Here is a 14,634-nt window from a genome sequence, read left to right on the forward strand (position 1 = left end):
AAGCACCAGCGGGCGATCCGCGTTTTTTTGGCCCCGGCCTGTTAAGAAATGCTAACCGCTTAACGGAAATGCACAAACGATAACATATAGACGAGAATAGTAATGGCACGCATCCGAACAATCAAACCGCAGTTTTTTTTCAACGAGGAGCTCGCTGAACTCCCAGCGATGGCGCGCCTGCTCTTCATCGGGCTTTGGACGCAAGCTGACCGGGAGGGCCGGCTGCTCGACAGGCCAAAGCGTCTGAAGGCCGAAATCTTTCCTTTTGAGAACTACGATATGGACAAAGGGCTGGACGCTTTGCAGCGAGCCGGGTTCATCCTCAGGTACAAGGTCGATGTGAATGCCGACGGCAGGGTATCGACCCCAGAGCAGCCTGTAAAAGAATTGGCAGTCATCCAGATCCTTACGTTCACGGAGCACCAGAAGATTGACAAAACCAACGAAAAACCCTCTGAAATTCCGCCTCCTCGAACACTAGACTATGAGTCGACTAATGATAGTCTAGTGAAAGTAGGGGAAGGGAAGGGAAGGGAACAGGAAAGGAAGGGAGGAGAACCGCCGGCTTCGCCGCCGCCCTCGTCCGACCAAGGGCAGCAGAAGAAGGGCGTTTTAGTTCCACCACCAGTCCAGGAGGTCGAAGCTTTCTTCGAGGAGAAGGGGTACAGCAAGGCCGCTGCCCGGAAAGCACACGAGTACTATTCAACGGCTGGATGGAAAGACAGCCGCGGTAACCCGGTCAAGAACTGGAAGCAGAAGATGATCGCTGTCTGGTTCAAACCCGAGAACCTGAATACAGCTGCCGGCACGTTGCCATTTGGCGGCGACCGGGCTGATGATTATCTCGCCGCGCGCCAGCGTGATCTCGATGCGTTCAACAGAAAACACGGACAGGCATGAGCAAGACGAACAGAAAAGGGCAGCGCCCTATCGAAACAGACCCTGGCGCGCTGGTGTATGGCAAAGTGCCGCCGCACGACCCGATGGCCGAGGCCGCCGTACTCGGGGCCTGCCTCATCGACAAGGAGGCCGTGGATATCGTCACACCGATCCTTCGCAAAGAATCGTTCTACGTTGATGCGCACCAGCGGGTGTACGATGGCATCCTGCGGCTGCGTGCCCTGCCTGGCGGCAAGGTCGATGAGGTGCTGCTTTACAACGAGCTTACGAAGAGCGGCGAAATCGAAGCCGTGGGCGGCCCTTACGGAATCACGAAGTTGACGCTGAACGTGGTGCGCTCCACTAACATCGAGCAGCACGCCCACATCCTCCACGAATTGTACCTGAAGCGTGAGCAGATCCGCATCTGTGGCGAGGGGCTCGCGGCTGCCTTCGACATGAGCATCGATGCCTTCGAAGGGCTCGACCATGTGAATTCGGAGCTCTCCGAGCTGGCAACGCATGGCGTCAAGGCCGATGCGCGCCATGTGCGCGACGTGGTGATCGACCGGTTTGTGCACATTCAGGATCTCACCACTCGGGAGGTGGAGTTTACGGGCGTGCCCACCGGGTTTCCTTCCATCGACAAGGTTACCGGCGGCTGGCAGGACACGGACCTGATCATCCTTGCTGCACGGCCTTCGGTAGGTAAGACTGCCTTTGCCCTCAACCTGGCCCGCAATGCTGCCGCCGACCGGTTCAAGCCGACGCCTGTAGCCGTGTTCTCGATGGAGATGAGCACGGAGCGGCTCACCGACCGCCTGCTTAGTGCAGAAAGCGGCATCCACCTGGAGCGCATCGTGAAGGGTAAGCTCGACGAGCCGGGCCTGCAGGCGCTGCACGACAACGGGGTGAAGAAGTTGGCGCAGTATCCCATCTTCATCGATGACTCGCACAGCCTCAACCTTCTCGAGCTGCGCGCCAAGTGCCGCCGCCTCTTGAACCTGCACGCAATCGGCCTCATCATCATCGACTACCTCCAGCTTATGAGCGGCTCGCTGCGCCAGGGCGGCAACCGGGAGCAGGAGATCGCCACGATCACGCGCGGGCTCAAGGGCCTTGCAAAGGAGCTGAAGGTGCCGATCATCGCGCTCTCGCAGCTCTCGCGCGAGATCGAGAAGCGTGCCGGCAGCAAACCGATGCTATCCGACCTGCGGGAGTCCGGCGCTATTGAGCAGGATGCGGACGTGGTGGCTTTCCTAACGCGGGAGGATTACGGAGAAACTGAGCTCACCGTCGATCCGGCGCTGAAGAACATGGCCGACATCCATTTCAAGAAAAACCGCAACGGTGCGCTTGAGAAGGTGCCGATGCACACTGTGCTCGAGGTGCAGCGCTGGATGACAGTGGAGCAGTTTCGCACTTTCCAGACCAACCGAAACATGGCGGCCACACTGGGAGGCGGTAGCTGGAAGCCTGTGGGCACCAACGGATCCTACCTCAACCCCGGTGCGCGACTTGAAATCGACGATCAACTCGAAGGAGGGCCGTTCTGATGGGATTCAGCGAAAAAGACCTCGAGCGGCTGCAGGCGAAGGGCACTATCCGCGGGTGGCAGGAGATCGGCGCGCCGGCACCAGCTGGCGCCAGCAAGCCTGAGAAGCGCGCGAACAAGTACGGCGCCAAGAAAACCTTGATCGACGGCATCGAGTTCGACTCGCAAAAGGAGGCCCGTCGCTACACCGAGCTGAAGATGCTCGCCATCACCAAGGAGATCAAGGACCTGCGTATGCAGGTGGAGTACGACCTCGAGGTGGAGGGTAAGGTGGTGGCCAGGTACGTGGCCGACTTCCAGTACTACCGCGCGGGCGAGCTGGTGGTGGAGGACGTGAAGTCGAAGGTGACCCGCAAGCTGCCGACCTACCGGCTCAAGAAGAAGCTGATGCTCCAGATACACGGCATTGACATCCAAGAAATCTAAATCCGCCGCCCGGCGGTACCGGGCACCAGGTTATGAATAACGAACAATCTACACCCCTGTATTCAGCCGCCCAACTTCAAGCCGCAAAAGAGCGACTTCAGAAGTTTGCAGATTGGCACAACGATGCTGCATTGGTCGCTGACCTACGCTGCGTGCTATCCGCCGCCTCCCAAGGAGAGGTAAAGGGAGAGGCCAGCGGCTCCCCGGCCCAACTCGTAGAGCGGGAACCTGTAAGCGGGGATATTTACGATAGTATCTACATGAAGGTGGTTGAAACAGTTGAAAAGGACAATGCGGCCTGTGCTTCATACAAGGAGACTGCTGAAAAACTAAAGGAAAAATACATTATCACGCCAGTAGGGCAACCCGCCCCTGACCCCTTCCGAGATGAATACGCTATAGGCCTTATTGCCGATAGCGCCGAGCGCCACTTGCAAGAGTCTGCGCAGCCCGCCCTGAATTCGTTCAGTGTTGCTGTTGTGCAATGGGACGGACTGCGGCCCGAGTTCAGCATAGGCAACCAATCTTTCTATATCTGGGGCGATTTCAGGGATAGAGACCATGCAGAGGGCATGGCGAAGAACTTACAGACCGCGCTCTCGCGCATTGCAGCCTCGGCCACGCCCGTCCCCGGATCCGTACCCTTCGACATCGCCCTGCTCGAGGCCATCCAGCAACAGGTTGCCGACTCTGACCTCGACCCCATGGAGAAACTCACGAAGGCAGCCTGGTACGAATCGGTTATTGATCTGCTGAAGGAGCTGAATGAGGAGGCATCTATCGCCCTTGCCTCTGAAGGAGGTCAGCTCACCGGCGCCCAGCACATCGCCCAAGAGCGTTATGAACAGATCCACAAACACGGCTGGGATGCCTCCAACGATGCCGACTACGGCAACGGCGAGTTACTGCGGGCGGCGGCATTCTGCCTCGACTCCCAGTATTTCACCTGGCCTAATGGCTGGAGCGAACATTTCCGCGACAAGATCCTCGCAAAGGACCGCGTGCAGCAGCTGCGCGTGGCCGGCGCTTTCATCGCCGCAGAGATCGATCGCCTGCAGGCCTTGGAAGGACGATCGCAACCAGTCCCTTCGCCGCTGCCCGACGCCGAAGGCAGGTACAAGGTGTACGAGCTGGATTTCGGTGACACCAATCTTCTTTCTGAGCATGAGCAGGTCATCCTCGACTGGATTCGTCCCGAGATGCAGGATATGAAGGACGGTGCTGAACTCACCTACACGATCACCGTGCGCCGCATGACCAGGGAGGAGATCGACGCGCTTCCCGAATGGCAGTAACATTTAACCGGCCCCTCCGGGGGCCACTAACTCACCAACAATGACCCAAACACTCTTCGAGCCCATCCGCTCCGCTGACTTCTCGCCATGTGGCCAGTACCGGTACCGGCTGCAGCGAATCTGGGATCGCAGTCGACCCATCATCGCCTTCATGGGCCTCAACCCCTCGACGGCCAACGCGGAGACGGACGACCCCACCATCCGCAGGGTGATCGGCTTCGCCAAGCGCGAAGGCTACGGCGGCGTATCCATGTACAACTTGTTCAACGTGGTCAGTCCTGATCCCAAGGTGTTGCTTACCCATCCTGATCCGCTGGGCCCTGACGGGTGGAAGTGGCTCGCTGTGGTATCGCTGTACCCGAAGGTGGTGCTCTGCTGGGGCGCCTTCCCCGAGGCTAAGGAGCGTGCAGCAGAAGTGCTCCAGGTTCTTACCCCCGGTGCGCTCTATTGCCTCGGCAAGACTGCCGCCGGCCACCCGAAGCATCCGCTATACCTCCCATCCGATTCACCCCTCATCAAGTTTTAAATATGATCACCGTTGACATCCCCATCCCCGACGCCGAAACGAAAGCGCGCCTTTTGGCAGGCTGCAAGCATTACGGCATGAGCTACCATCTGTTGCCGGGCGGCGCCACCGTGCGGGTGATGGTGCTCGAGCATTGCGCCATCGATCTGTTCTGGCTCGGCGCCAACCTGGCCCGGCCGCAAATCAATACCTCACTTTCAAAATCCGCATACTGATGCAAAAAGAAATCCCCCTCCTGTTCAGCACCTCGATGGTGCAGGCCACCAAGGACGGGCGCAAGACCAAGACCCGGCGCACGCGCGGGCTCGAAGAAGTAAACGCAAACCCCGATAATGTGGAATTTGTCCGATTCCAAGAATACCCTGACGGGTCACTGCGGGCAATTTTCCAGCAGGTGATCGGAGATGAGTATGGAAGCGTCCGCTGCCCCTACGGCAAGCCGGGCGACCTGCTCTACGTGCGGGAAGAGCACTATGCCTATGGCAAATGGGTATACGACGGCGTGACCAAGAAGACCGGCAAGCTTCGGAAAAAGTTCGTTTCGTCTGGCGAAGGCGCTTACGACCCGTACAGTGATTACTACTGCTTTGAAAAATTCGTCACCGGCCTGGGCAAACGTTTCGAGCTGCCCGTAGAACCTGCCGGCAGCATGTTGGAAGGCTGGTATAAGCGCAACAGCCTCTTCATGCCGAAGGAAGCCGCCCGCATCTGGCTCGAGGTAACCGACGTGCGCGTGGAGCGCCTGCAGGACATCAGCGAAGCGGACGCAGAGGCGGAGGGGATCGAGCTTGTAGAGCACAATTGCTTCCGGAACTACAACGCGGCAGACCCATACCAATATCTCGAAGATCCTACCGGCTCCTTCCGCAGCCTCTGGCAATCCATCAACGGCCCCGAATCTTGGGACGCCAACCCGTGGGTGTGGCGCATAAGTTTTAAAGTTCTGTCTACAACTGGTAAACCAAATATTTGAATATGCCCTGGCCAAAAGGAAAGCCCTTCACGAAGGAGCACAAAGCAAAACGTGCTGCTACTATGCAGCAAAATAAGAAGCGCCACAAAAAGCCCGTCTCAGTCAACGGAGTTGAGTGCTTTGTTTGCTGTACCTGCAAATTGCCGAAGCCGGCTGCCGAGTATCACAAAGACAAGCGAACACCTAATGGACTGAAAGCTCAGTGCAAAGAATGCCACGGGCGTACGTCTGTTTCCACACGCGATCGCGAGAAGGCAAATGCTTCGAAGCGTGCTGCGGAAGCGACAAGGCGGGCCCGGAAGGCCAATGTACGCGGCATCGTACGTAAAGCTGACTACGACCAACTGAGGGTTCTTCTTGGCGATTCTTGCCTGAAATGTGGTTCCGCTAAAAGCGTGCAATGGGATCACATTGTGCCGCTGGCCCTCGGTGGGATGCACTCAGTCGAAAATCTCCAACCTCTATGTCGCAAGTGTAATGAACGGAAGCAGGCCAGTACGGCAGACTACAGAACCGAGGAGCAGCGAGCGGCTATCGAAAACTGGGTCGTGTCCTTCAAGGTGCTGAGCACCACCGGCCGGCCGACGCTCGAAACCTCAACCCTCATCGAAAAAGCCTGACCCCATGGCAGCAATGATCCCACTACCCACCACAGAGTACCCGCGCCGCGGCCGGAAGCCCGGACGCCCGATCGAGATCTCCGAAGACGAAAAGACCCGCATGCGCGCCGCCCGGGAACAGGGAAAAGGCCTCCGAGCGATCGCCTCCCAATTCGGAGGCTCTCTTCCTCGCGTGCGGGAGATTGTCTCCGATGTCACCGTGCAGAAGCAGGAACCCGAAGACCACGCGCTTAAAATCGCGGAGGCGGTACGCCTGTTCGAAGCTGGCGAATGCCGGAGGAACATCGCCCGGGCGCTTCACGTCCACCACAACACCGTTCGGGATTGGCTTTGCGCCGAAGGCCTGTTGCCGCACCTGAACACGAGCCCGAACCCGGCACCGGGCGAAAAGCTTTCCAACCCCAAAGACGAGCCCCGCACCTGGCCAGTCGGTGACATCACGAGCAACAAAATTTTCAACGTCAACGCACACGCAACCTGGTTATGAGTGACACTGTCAAAAAGAAGCAACCGCTATTGTTGCCGAGCCCCATACCGACACGGTATGAAATCCGCGAACGTATGGAGTCTCGCTTCGGCGGCGCTTCTCTTTTGCTGCGTAGCGTGCTTGAAGCCTGTGCCGAAGAAGCCGAACGCATCATGCTGGAAATAGGTGCCAGCGAGGAAAAACTGATGCCTCAACCGGTAACGATTTTCGCAGAGCGATACACCGAGCGCTCCTCTCACTTCCGAAAGGCAGGGTACTTCTGCCCCTCCTGCAGCTGGCCCGAGATAATGCGCGATCACCGGTTTTGCAGCGGTTGTGGCAGGCCGATCGCATGGAGTTACAAAGCCCTGCCGCCATCAGCCAAATACCGACCTACGAACAAGAAAAAAGAGAAGGATTTATGAGCATCGGAAAAATTGAACGCCAGGACGAGGAGACCTTCCTGCTCAACCTCGTGATGATCCGCGAGGTGCGGCTGAAGCTCACCCAGCAAAAAATGGTCGATCTGCTCGGCCACGGACTCAACCTGCCCCGCTACCAGAAGTGGGAAGAGCGCCAGGCCTTCCCGCCCATCTTCTTCGTGCGGCGCGTCGCGGAAGTCGCAGACACGCCCATCGAAGTGCTGCTCACGCAGCGCATCAGCGAATGACCTTTGCGAAGAAATTTCGCAACGGACACGGCAGAGTAGCTTTGAAGCTTACCGCCGTCCTTCATGCTTTCGACCACCACTCCTCACATCGGGAAACGCCCGTATGCCCTGCTCGGGCGCCTGCTCCTGCGGCATAGCCCGGAGCTTGCCCAAGAGCTGCTTGCCGCCGCGCTCCTCGAGGCCAAGCCGGTCGCATCGGACTATTCCCTCATCCCCACCTACTTCACTACCTTCTGCACCCTGCACGGCCTCGACCCGAAGGCTTACATCGGGCCGCTTCGCAAGTCGAAGCTGGTGGACGTGCGGCGCCTCTTCATCGCAGTTATCCTTCGGCTCTACTACCCGCAGGCGCTTGCGCATACAACCGAGCTGGTGACGATGCCGCCAGGACTCACCAAAGCGATCTCCGAGCTATTCCGCCAAGGCAAGAACGGAGTTTCCCGTACCATCCATGAAGTGATCCTAGCCCCCTGGGACAGCACCTACGGAAGCCTCGAGGAGCGCGCGGACCAAATCGTTCACCAAATCCTTTCCCATGACAGCACGCAAGCCTAAACCCCCGGCGAAGCCGCAGGTGGGCAGGCCCCGTGCCTTCGCCACCCCCGAAGACCTCCTGCAGGGCGCCCTCGATTACTTCGAGTGGGCCGACGCCAACCCATGGCTAAAGAACGAAGCCCTCAAGAAGCCCTACCAGCGTCCGAAGCTCGGGAAGAGCGGCCAACCACTCAAGGGCCAGATGGAGTGGGTCTACATGGTGCAGGTGCCCACGCAGCGCCCGTATTCGCTTGCCGGATTCGCTGTGTATCATGCTCTCAATCAGCAGTTTATACTCGACCTGGAAAGCCGAATGAAGGCGCAGGAGAAAGAAGGGGCGACTGAAAAAGCGCGCGCCGAAGCCTGCGAATTTCTCAGCGTCATCGCGTACGTGAGGGAAGCAATCGCCACCAACCAGCTCGAAGGGGCATCCGTCGGGGCCTATAACGCCAACATCATCGCCCGCCTGCTCGGCCTCGTTGACAAGAAGGACGTGACGTCGGACGGCGAGAGCACGAACAAGGGATTTTATGACCTGGTGCGCCAGCTGCGCATGAAAAAGCAAGAAGGAGGTAACCAATGACAGTAGGAAAGCTATTCGAGCGCCTGGAGAATGGCGAGACAGTAACGGTTGAAGCAACCGACAGTCTTTTCAACGCTATGCGGATTCTCATGGATAGCAACTATGAGAAAGCAGCAATAGGTGTGAACATCGTAAACGGCCGTGCCACCTTCACGCCGCAGGGGCCATTTATCAAGAAACTGAAAAATTGAAACGGAATTAATGATCCCGCTTACACAAACAAAATTCAGCCTCAAGAACGCCGCCGGCGAGTGGGTACAGCACGGTAACTGCTGGGCGACTGCTATTGCATCTATCCTCGAGTTGCCCCTTTCAGAAGTGCCCAACTTTGAGGTCTGGTATGAATGGGAGGACGGACTTTGGTGGTACCTGACCGATCGATTCCTCCTGAAAAAAGGAATGAAGCTGGACACTGATCATCGGTTTCGCGTCTTCCACATGACTGAAGCAGAATGGGAATGCTTTGGCGAAGCTATTGACGCCAAGATCGAGACGCCGGAGCATTACTATCGACTCCGTGTCGAGCTCAAGCATGAATATTATTTCGTCTCAGGGCTTTCCGCGCGAGGCGTGTCGCATGTGACGATTTGGAAGAACGGTGTGATGGTCCACGATCCGCATCCTTCACGCGATGGTATCCTGGAACTTACCCGTTTCGAATACATCCGGCCCCTCACCGATGAAGAACGTTACTGGGTCAACCATGACACCAACCACTTCAAGGTTGCTTTCCCGTGCAGCTATGAGGTAAAACCGCGCACCGTAAAATGAGCAACGCATCTGAAAACCTCACCGCCGATGCCCTCAAGCTCACTGAGGAGATCCTCGCCGACTGGCCCCGCGCCGCGGAGGTAGTATTCGGCGTGTACCTCGACGAGGAACAGCAGGCCATCCTCCACTCCGTGCAGCACAACCCCAAGACCATCGTGAAGAGCGGCACCGCCCGCGGCAAGGACTTCATCACCGCCGTGGCGTGCTGCTGCTTCCTTTACTTCACCCCGGAATGGTCCGAGCAGGGCGAGCTTACCGGCAATACCAAGGTAGCTATGACCGCGCCCACCGGCCGCCAGGTGGAGAACATCATGTACCCGGAGGTGGTGCGCCTCATCAACCGCGCTCGTGCCCGCGGCTTCGACCTGCCTGGCCGCCTCGTGGGCTCCGACGTGCGGATGCCCGACAAGGAATGGTTCCTGACCGGATTCAAGGCCGACGAGCACCAGCAGGAGGCATGGACCGGCTTCCACGCCGTCAACGTCATGTTTGCCGTCACCGAGGCCTCGGGCATTCCCGAAGAGGTGTTTACGGCCATCGAGGGTAACCTGCAGGGCAACAGCCGACTGCTGCTCGTCTTCAACGACAACTCCGGTACCGGCTATGCCGCGAGCGCCATGCGCAAGAAGGGCTGGAAGGCCTTTCGCCTCGACTCGCTTAACGCCCCGAACGTGGTCAACCACGCCCGTATGCGCCGCGGTGAGCTCACCAAAGCCGAGTGCAAGCGCCTCGAGATCCCGGGACAGGTGGACTGGAACTGGGTGGACGGTCGCGTGCGCGACTGGTGCACAGTGATCACCCCTGAGGACTTCCGCGAGGAGGAGGGGGATTTCTGGTGGGAGAACGAGGACGGAAAGCACTGCTACCGTCCCAATGATCCCTTCCGCGTGAAAGTGCGCGGCATGGCGCCAAAGGTCGCCTCTGGTGCCCTCGTGCCGCCGGAGTGGGTCGAGCTCGCGCAGCAGCGCTGGGTGGAGCACCAAGCCAACGGCTTCCCGCTGCTGCCTGCCCTCCGCCTCGGCGTCGACGTGGCCGGCTGGGGACGCGACAACAGCGCCTTTGTGCCCCGCCGAGGCTCCTGGGTGGGTCCCATCGATATGATCCGCAGCGGCGGCACGACCAACCACATGCAGGTGGCCGGGCGCATCAAAGCGACGCTGGCGGCTGAAACGGACGCTGCCTCAGGCAAGACAGCTCAGGCCTTCATCGACACCATCGGCGAGGGCGCAGGCGTTTTTTCCCGCCTCGAGGAGCAGGCCGTGAAGGGCGTCTTCTCGGTCAAGTTCTCCGAAGGCACCGAGGGGGCGAAGTGGCACGAGCAGGACCTCACCGACGCTACCGGCTGCTACCGCTTCCTGAACATGCGCGCCTACCTGTTCTGGCGGATCCGGGAGTTTCTGAACCCGGCCGGCAAGGAGAAGGGTATGCTTCCCCCGGACACCGAACTCGCCGAGGAGCTGCTGCAGATCACCTGGTTCTTCCGCTCCGACGGTACCATCCAGATCGAGAAGAAGGACGAGATCAAGAAGCGCCTCGGCCGCTCGCCCGATAAGGCCGACGGCCTGGCCAACACCTTCTACCCGGTGCCCGATGTAGACCCGACTCAAAAGCCCAAGAAGAACCTCGCGAACTTCTTTCGATAACTGATAAACGAAACTCTCAGATATGGAACTTGATGAAATTGTAGCCGGCGTCGGCAACTACGAAGAGCTGCAGAAGAAGATCACCGCTGCGCAGCCGGCACGCGCCATCGAGCCCGAGGATGCCCGCAAGCAATGGGACCCGAAGGAGCACGCCGTGACGAAGCGGCAGGACAAGACCGTGACCACCGACACCGGCACGGAGATCGTGACGGTAGCCAAGATCCCCGTGCCCCTGCAAAAGCGAATCGTGTCGCGTGCGGCTCAGTTCCTGTGCGGTAACCCTATCGTGCTGCGGGCGACACCTGCTGATGACCTGCAGCGGGGGCTCCTCGCCGTAGTGCAGAAGACGTGGGACGATAACAAGCTCGATTACGAATCGAAGCGCCTGGCCAAGCTGATGATGGCCGAGTGCGAGGTGGCGGAGCTCTGGTACCCGGAGGAGCTGGCACAGGAAGAGGCTGATTTCTGGGCCGGCACGGCCGCTGACGGGGCCAAACTGCGCATGCGGATGCAGGTGCTGGCCGGCTCGCTCGGCGATACCCTCAACCCGGTCTACAACAAGTACGGCGACATGGTGGCCTTTGGCCGCGGCTACACCGTAGACAATGCCGGCAAGAAAGAGGAGCATTTCGACCTCTACACCGCCACAACCATCTACCAGGGCGAGAAGGGAGAAGGCGGCTGGGTGGCCACCGCCATTCCAAACCTGCTGAAGAAGATCCCGGTGATCTACTATCGGCAGGACGCCCCGGAGTGGCACGACGTGCAGGCTATGATCGACCGCTTCGAGCTGCGCCTTTCCCGCCATGCCGATACGAATGATTACAACGGCGACCCGACTATCCTTGTCAAGGGCGATATCGTGTCGTTTGCCAAAAAGGGCGAGACCGGCAAGCTGCTGCAGCTGGACCCGAATGCCGAGGCCTCGTACATGTCGTGGGACAACGCGCCGGAGTCGGTGAAGATGGAGCTGCAAAACCTGCGCTCCCTGATCTATGATATGACCGATACGCCCGACATCTCCTTCGAGCAGATGAAGGGCCTCGGTACGTTCTCCGGCATCGCGCTGAAGATGCTGTTTCTCGGCGCTCACATGAAGGCTGCCGATAAGGAGGAGATTTTCGGCAAAGGCGTGCAGCGCCGCATCAACTTCCTGAAATCGGCCCTCGCCGTGCTGCAGCTGAAGCTCCAGCCTGCGACGCTCCTGACCATCAAGCCGCACTTCGAGTACTTCCTGCCGAAGAACGATGCTGAGAAGGTCGACATGCTCTCAACGGCCGCCGGCGGTAAGGCGATCATCAGCCAGAAGACGGCGGTGGCGCAGAACCCGCTGGTGCAGGATCCGGAAGCAGAGATCAAAGCTATCGAGGAGGAAGCCAACAGCGCCAGCGCTCTTGATGCCGAGCTCGGTTGACCTTCCCCAGTAAGCTAATAAGCCAATAGCCTGATAGCATGATGGTGATTGACAACAAATACGAGTTTGGCCAGAAGGTCTACGTGGTCACAGACCCCGACCAGCATGCGCGCCAGGTCACCGAGATCCAGGTGAAGCCCGGCGGCGGCATCGTGTACGAAGTGTCTTACATCGCTGGCGTATCGCACCACTATGAATTCGAGCTCACCCCTGAACCCGATCCCGTCATCAAAACCCAGTAACCGATATGTCCCCCAGTAAACAACCCGAACTGAAACCCCGCCCTGCTGGCCTGCGCAACGGCGCCCTCGAGCAATCTCGCCGCACCTTCAACAACGCCGGCCAAACTGTAGCCGAAGCGCTCGCCGCCGGCTACCTCGTGCCGGAAGAGAAGCTCTCCAAAGTGGTAGACTATGCCATCGGCATGCTCGCCAAGAATCCCCGGTGGGCGCCTGCGAAGATCGCCCGCAAGACCGCCGAGTACTTCAAGCTGCCGGTGAATCCGCAGCCGAAGAGCGTCGACCATGATGACGTTGACTTCCACGAAGCCGGTGCAGCCGATCGTGCGGCCATGCACACCAATCGTAACCGTTTCGCCTAACTAACACTTTCCCATGCTACCCACTACGTTCCCCGAAAGCAACTTCGTGTACACCAAGCCCGCAGGATGGACGGACGAGCAGTGCAGCGACCTACCCGTTTTCGAAGGGGCATACCCCGACGGCACGCCCGTCATAGTCAGCTGCTGGCGTCTCAACAAGGAGGAGATGGAGCTGATTCAGCAGACCGGCTGCGTGTACCTCATGGTGATCGGCCAGGGCACGCCACCGGTATCCCTTCACATCGAAAGCCCTTTCACGGCCGCCGCAGCCGAGGAGTAACCCATGCCCGACCTCCACGATCGATACGAACAAAAGCTCCGGGGCACCATCCGCCGCAACGCGAAGCGGATCCTGCGTGCCTACGAGCGCGCGATCGTGGAGGTTGTGCTGCAGGCTAAGCTCGTAAAGTATCAGGGGAAGGTGTTCCGGATCGACAAGTATCCGACCCTGCAGCGCCAAGTGGAGGCGGCAATGAAGAAGCTTCACGGCAGCCTCTATGCGGGCGTGCTCAACGGCATCGAAACCAGCTGGGGCCTCTCCAACGAGAAGAACGATATCCTCGTCGACCGTCGCATCGCAAACGGGAAGCTGAAGGATAAGAAGCTGCCGCCAAAGCTGCAGCAGATCCTCTACGACCCCAACGCAGGCGCCCTTGAGGCCTTCAAGAAGCGGAAGGACGCCGGTATCGACCTGAGCGATCGGGTATGGAAGACGCTCGAGCCCTTTCGCAATGAGCTGGAGCTGAGCCTCGGCGCCGGCATCAGCGAGGGCAAGAGCGCGGCCGCCATGGCCCGCGACCTGAAGCAGCACCTGGTGAACCCCGACAAGCTCTTTCGCCGCGTGCGCCGAGACGATGGGTCGCTGGGGCTATCGAAAGCCGCCAAGAACTACCACCCCGGCCAGGGCGTGTATCGATCGTCGTACAAGAATGCACTGCGCCTTTCCGCGACCGAAACCAACATCGCCTACCGCTCCGCTGATCATGCCCGATGGCAGACGCTGCCGTTCATCCGCGGCATCCGCGTGAGCCTATCCAACAACCACCCGGTCTACGACATCTGCGACCGGCTGGCGGGCCTGTATCCGAAGGATTTTGTGTTTACCGGCTGGCACCCGTTCTGCCGCTGCTTTGCGACGCCGGAGCAGGTGAGCGACGCTGAGTACGAGAAGATCGAGGATCAGCTGCTGGGGCTTTCCGATGAGGAGCCAACCATCGACCCGATCACCGAGCCGCACGCGGATTTCGCGGCATACGTGGAGGAGAACCGCGAGCGTATCAAGGGGTGGAAGAACAAGCCGTATTGGGTGCGGCAGAATAAGGAGTACGCGAAGCTCTGAGCCCTACTTCTTGCCCTTCTTCGGGGGCTTCGGTTTCTTCTCCTTCTTGATGTCGACCAGATCGACGAACACCCATTGATCCAGCATGCGCTGAAACTTCACAAACCGCTTCCGACCCTTCTCCATATCCCAAAAGGGTACGAGGCAGAATTCCTGCCCGGGCCGCTCGTACAGCCAGATGCGCTCGCGGGCTTTTTCGCCGAGCCCCATGGCCATGAGGGAGCCCCAGAAGTGGATCATTCGCGTTGATTTCCTCCAAACGTAGCCAATTTGTGAACGCTTGCCACAGTTCACAAATGAGAATTCACACCTCCTTAAGGGCTTTATAGTTTCGAAGTC

At 59.1% G+C, this 14,634-nt stretch carries 22 protein-coding genes; 21 read left to right on the top strand and 1 reads right to left on the bottom strand.

From position 1 onward, the window contains the following. Window positions 1-102 precede the first annotated feature (102 nt). The 21 genes from ABD937_RS09120 to ABD937_RS09220 all read left to right on the top strand — a co-directional run bounded on the left by ABD937_RS09120 (window position 103) and on the right by ABD937_RS09220 (window position 14,295). On the top strand, window positions 103-900 hold the full coding sequence (locus ABD937_RS09120; RefSeq protein WP_345255251.1) for a hypothetical protein: 798 nt from the start codon (window positions 103-105) through the stop codon (window positions 898-900). Then, window positions 897-2,435, top strand: a complete 1,539-nt coding sequence (gene dnaB, locus ABD937_RS09125) for a replicative DNA helicase (RefSeq protein WP_345255253.1) — start codon at window positions 897-899, stop codon at window positions 2,433-2,435. Before ABD937_RS09120 ends, dnaB begins: the two co-directional genes overlap by 4 nt. Continuing rightward, window positions 2,435-2,860 carry a DUF1064 domain-containing protein gene (locus ABD937_RS09130; protein ID WP_345255254.1) on the top strand — a complete coding sequence of 142 codons (426 nt, stop codon included), beginning with the start codon at window positions 2,435-2,437 and terminating at the stop codon, window positions 2,858-2,860. Before dnaB ends, ABD937_RS09130 begins: the two co-directional genes overlap by 1 nt. 32 nt (window positions 2,861-2,892) lie before the next feature. Then, the gene (locus ABD937_RS09135; protein WP_345255256.1) at window positions 2,893-4,155 is read left to right on the top strand and encodes a hypothetical protein; all 1,263 of its coding nucleotides are present in this window, start codon (window positions 2,893-2,895) and stop codon (window positions 4,153-4,155) included. A gap of 40 nt (window positions 4,156-4,195) precedes the next feature. Beyond that, window positions 4,196-4,681, top strand: coding sequence for a DUF1643 domain-containing protein (locus tag ABD937_RS09140; RefSeq protein WP_345255258.1), 486 nt, complete (start codon window positions 4,196-4,198; stop codon window positions 4,679-4,681). Between the two features lie 2 nt (window positions 4,682-4,683). Beyond that, window positions 4,684-4,896: a hypothetical protein gene (locus ABD937_RS09145; RefSeq protein ID WP_345255260.1), complete on the top strand. Its 213-nt coding sequence runs from the start codon at window positions 4,684-4,686 to the stop codon at window positions 4,894-4,896. Beyond that, entirely contained in the window at window positions 4,896-5,654 is a 759-nt protein-coding gene (locus tag ABD937_RS09150) for an ASCH domain-containing protein (protein ID WP_345255262.1), read from the top strand. Before ABD937_RS09145 ends, ABD937_RS09150 begins: the two co-directional genes overlap by 1 nt. A 2-nt stretch (window positions 5,655-5,656) precedes the next feature. Continuing rightward, the gene (locus tag ABD937_RS09155) at window positions 5,657-6,274 is read left to right on the top strand and encodes an HNH endonuclease (RefSeq protein ID WP_345255263.1); all 618 of its coding nucleotides are present in this window, start codon (window positions 5,657-5,659) and stop codon (window positions 6,272-6,274) included. A gap of 4 nt (window positions 6,275-6,278) precedes the next feature. Continuing rightward, window positions 6,279-6,761, top strand: coding sequence for a helix-turn-helix domain-containing protein (locus tag ABD937_RS09160; RefSeq protein ID WP_345255264.1), 483 nt, complete (start codon window positions 6,279-6,281; stop codon window positions 6,759-6,761). A gap of 74 nt (window positions 6,762-6,835) precedes the next feature. Then, window positions 6,836-7,165, top strand: coding sequence for a hypothetical protein (locus tag ABD937_RS09165; RefSeq protein WP_345255265.1), 330 nt, complete (start codon window positions 6,836-6,838; stop codon window positions 7,163-7,165). Beyond that, the gene (locus ABD937_RS09170; protein ID WP_345255266.1) at window positions 7,162-7,410 is read left to right on the top strand and encodes a hypothetical protein; all 249 of its coding nucleotides are present in this window, start codon (window positions 7,162-7,164) and stop codon (window positions 7,408-7,410) included. Before ABD937_RS09165 ends, ABD937_RS09170 begins: the two co-directional genes overlap by 4 nt. Before the next feature lie 63 nt (window positions 7,411-7,473). Further along, a complete protein-coding gene (locus tag ABD937_RS09175; protein WP_345255267.1) occupies window positions 7,474-7,965 on the top strand; it encodes a hypothetical protein in 492 nt (163 codons plus the stop codon). Continuing rightward, complete coding sequence (locus tag ABD937_RS09180; RefSeq protein WP_345255269.1) at window positions 7,946-8,527, top strand: terminase small subunit; 582 nt, start codon at window positions 7,946-7,948, stop codon at window positions 8,525-8,527. The genes ABD937_RS09175 and ABD937_RS09180 overlap by 20 nt, the downstream gene beginning before the upstream one ends. After that, window positions 8,524-8,718, top strand: coding sequence for a hypothetical protein (locus tag ABD937_RS09185; RefSeq protein WP_345255270.1), 195 nt, complete (start codon window positions 8,524-8,526; stop codon window positions 8,716-8,718). Before ABD937_RS09180 ends, ABD937_RS09185 begins: the two co-directional genes overlap by 4 nt. A gap of 10 nt (window positions 8,719-8,728) precedes the next feature. Then, on the top strand, window positions 8,729-9,298 hold the full coding sequence (locus ABD937_RS09190) for a hypothetical protein (RefSeq protein WP_345255272.1): 570 nt from the start codon (window positions 8,729-8,731) through the stop codon (window positions 9,296-9,298). Next, window positions 9,295-10,941, top strand: coding sequence for a hypothetical protein (locus tag ABD937_RS09195; protein WP_345255273.1), 1,647 nt, complete (start codon window positions 9,295-9,297; stop codon window positions 10,939-10,941). Before ABD937_RS09190 ends, ABD937_RS09195 begins: the two co-directional genes overlap by 4 nt. A 22-nt stretch (window positions 10,942-10,963) precedes the next feature. Further along, on the top strand, window positions 10,964-12,355 hold the full coding sequence (locus tag ABD937_RS09200) for a phage portal protein (protein ID WP_345255274.1): 1,392 nt from the start codon (window positions 10,964-10,966) through the stop codon (window positions 12,353-12,355). 38 nt (window positions 12,356-12,393) lie between these two features. Further along, the gene (locus ABD937_RS09205) at window positions 12,394-12,597 is read left to right on the top strand and encodes a hypothetical protein (RefSeq protein WP_345255276.1); all 204 of its coding nucleotides are present in this window, start codon (window positions 12,394-12,396) and stop codon (window positions 12,595-12,597) included. A gap of 5 nt (window positions 12,598-12,602) precedes the next feature. Next, window positions 12,603-12,956 (top strand): hypothetical protein, encoded by a 354-nt coding sequence (locus ABD937_RS09210; protein WP_345255278.1) that lies wholly within the window; start codon window positions 12,603-12,605, stop codon window positions 12,954-12,956. Between the two features lie 13 nt (window positions 12,957-12,969). Further along, window positions 12,970-13,236 carry a hypothetical protein gene (locus tag ABD937_RS09215; protein WP_345255280.1) on the top strand — a complete coding sequence of 89 codons (267 nt, stop codon included), beginning with the start codon at window positions 12,970-12,972 and terminating at the stop codon, window positions 13,234-13,236. A gap of 3 nt (window positions 13,237-13,239) precedes the next feature. After that, window positions 13,240-14,295, top strand: coding sequence for a hypothetical protein (locus tag ABD937_RS09220; protein ID WP_345255282.1), 1,056 nt, complete (start codon window positions 13,240-13,242; stop codon window positions 14,293-14,295). A 3-nt stretch (window positions 14,296-14,298) separates the two neighbouring features. Here ABD937_RS09220 and ABD937_RS09225 read toward each other — a convergent pair whose 3' ends face one another. Then, complete coding sequence (locus ABD937_RS09225) at window positions 14,299-14,535, bottom strand: hypothetical protein (RefSeq protein WP_345255283.1); 237 nt, start codon at window positions 14,533-14,535, stop codon at window positions 14,299-14,301. Window positions 14,536-14,634 lie beyond the last annotated feature (99 nt).

The sequence above is a fragment of the Flaviaestuariibacter amylovorans genome, from assembly GCF_039541815.1.
Classification (GTDB): Bacteria; Bacteroidota; Bacteroidia; order Chitinophagales; family Chitinophagaceae; genus Flavisolibacter; species Flavisolibacter amylovorans.

Excerpts from the sequence above, each read along its gene's own strand:
- ABD937_RS09120 (WP_345255251.1), top strand. The coding sequence starts at position 103 with ATGGCACGCATCCGAACAATCAAACCGCAGTTTTTTTTCAACGAGGAG.
- dnaB (WP_345255253.1), top strand. The coding sequence starts at position 897 with ATGAGCAAGACGAACAGAAAAGGGCAGCGCCCTATCGAAACAGACCCT.
- ABD937_RS09130 (WP_345255254.1), top strand. The coding sequence starts at position 2,435 with ATGGGATTCAGCGAAAAAGACCTCGAGCGGCTGCAGGCGAAGGGCACT.
- ABD937_RS09135 (WP_345255256.1), top strand. The coding sequence starts at position 2,893 with ATGAATAACGAACAATCTACACCCCTGTATTCAGCCGCCCAACTTCAA.
- ABD937_RS09140 (WP_345255258.1), top strand. The coding sequence starts at position 4,196 with ATGACCCAAACACTCTTCGAGCCCATCCGCTCCGCTGACTTCTCGCCA.
- ABD937_RS09145 (WP_345255260.1), top strand. The coding sequence starts at position 4,684 with ATGATCACCGTTGACATCCCCATCCCCGACGCCGAAACGAAAGCGCGC.
- ABD937_RS09150 (WP_345255262.1), top strand. The coding sequence starts at position 4,896 with ATGCAAAAAGAAATCCCCCTCCTGTTCAGCACCTCGATGGTGCAGGCC.
- ABD937_RS09155 (WP_345255263.1), top strand. The coding sequence starts at position 5,657 with ATGCCCTGGCCAAAAGGAAAGCCCTTCACGAAGGAGCACAAAGCAAAA.
- ABD937_RS09160 (WP_345255264.1), top strand. The coding sequence starts at position 6,279 with ATGGCAGCAATGATCCCACTACCCACCACAGAGTACCCGCGCCGCGGC.
- ABD937_RS09165 (WP_345255265.1), top strand. The coding sequence starts at position 6,836 with ATGGAGTCTCGCTTCGGCGGCGCTTCTCTTTTGCTGCGTAGCGTGCTT.
- ABD937_RS09170 (WP_345255266.1), top strand. The coding sequence starts at position 7,162 with ATGAGCATCGGAAAAATTGAACGCCAGGACGAGGAGACCTTCCTGCTC.
- ABD937_RS09175 (WP_345255267.1), top strand. The coding sequence starts at position 7,474 with ATGCTTTCGACCACCACTCCTCACATCGGGAAACGCCCGTATGCCCTG.
- ABD937_RS09180 (WP_345255269.1), top strand. The coding sequence starts at position 7,946 with ATGACAGCACGCAAGCCTAAACCCCCGGCGAAGCCGCAGGTGGGCAGG.
- ABD937_RS09185 (WP_345255270.1), top strand. The coding sequence starts at position 8,524 with ATGACAGTAGGAAAGCTATTCGAGCGCCTGGAGAATGGCGAGACAGTA.
- ABD937_RS09190 (WP_345255272.1), top strand. The coding sequence starts at position 8,729 with ATGATCCCGCTTACACAAACAAAATTCAGCCTCAAGAACGCCGCCGGC.
- ABD937_RS09195 (WP_345255273.1), top strand. The coding sequence starts at position 9,295 with ATGAGCAACGCATCTGAAAACCTCACCGCCGATGCCCTCAAGCTCACT.
- ABD937_RS09200 (WP_345255274.1), top strand. The coding sequence starts at position 10,964 with ATGGAACTTGATGAAATTGTAGCCGGCGTCGGCAACTACGAAGAGCTG.
- ABD937_RS09205 (WP_345255276.1), top strand. The coding sequence starts at position 12,394 with ATGATGGTGATTGACAACAAATACGAGTTTGGCCAGAAGGTCTACGTG.
- ABD937_RS09210 (WP_345255278.1), top strand. The coding sequence starts at position 12,603 with ATGTCCCCCAGTAAACAACCCGAACTGAAACCCCGCCCTGCTGGCCTG.
- ABD937_RS09215 (WP_345255280.1), top strand. The coding sequence starts at position 12,970 with ATGCTACCCACTACGTTCCCCGAAAGCAACTTCGTGTACACCAAGCCC.
- ABD937_RS09220 (WP_345255282.1), top strand. The coding sequence starts at position 13,240 with ATGCCCGACCTCCACGATCGATACGAACAAAAGCTCCGGGGCACCATC.
- ABD937_RS09225 (WP_345255283.1), bottom strand. The coding sequence starts at position 14,535 with ATGATCCACTTCTGGGGCTCCCTCATGGCCATGGGGCTCGGCGAAAAA.